The sequence below is a fragment of the Citrobacter sp. VF227 genome (genome assembly GCF_052950715.1).
On record NZ_JBRFVF010000398.1, the window covers coordinates 1 to 467 of the forward strand.

The 467-nt window shown below is 66.2% G+C and carries 1 protein-coding gene; it reads left to right on the forward strand.

Going from position 1 to position 467, the window contains the following annotated elements; all coding sequences use genetic code 11:
* Positions 1–235: 235 nt before the first annotated feature.
* Positions 236–467: hypothetical protein (locus ACU8YC_RS26950; RefSeq protein ID WP_446896254.1), on the forward strand; the 232-nt coding region annotated here is incomplete at its 3' end.

The window sequence follows — 467 nt, forward strand, 5'->3', positions numbered from 1 at the left end:
GCTCAGCCGCGGGTTCGGCCTGGTCGAGCCCGCCGCCGCCGAGCCGCCGCTGGGGTTCGAGGGTCTGGCCGGAGGCCGGATCTAGGCTTTCGTGCGGTGCAGCAGTCTCGCTGCGCCGCACGAGACTTTTACCGCTTTCAGTGGAACCTTGGGATAACTCCCCATCAGCAATCTGCACATGGAACGACCAAGACTTCTCAAGCTTTAAGCTGCACGCGTTGCAGGAGGCTTCAAGATGTCTCTCGCGGAGGATGGTCGACCGCTCTCCCTGACCTGGCACTACACGCCGCGGGAGATCATGGCGGATGGCGTGATCCACGGTCTCGGCGTGCTGCTCGGCTTCGCCGGTGCTGTGGCCCTGGTGGCGACCGCGGTCACGGCGCATCTCGGGCTCGGCGAGCGGGCGGCGGTGGTCGTCTACGCCACGGCCCTCGTCCTGATGCTCGGCGTCTCAGCCCTCTACAATC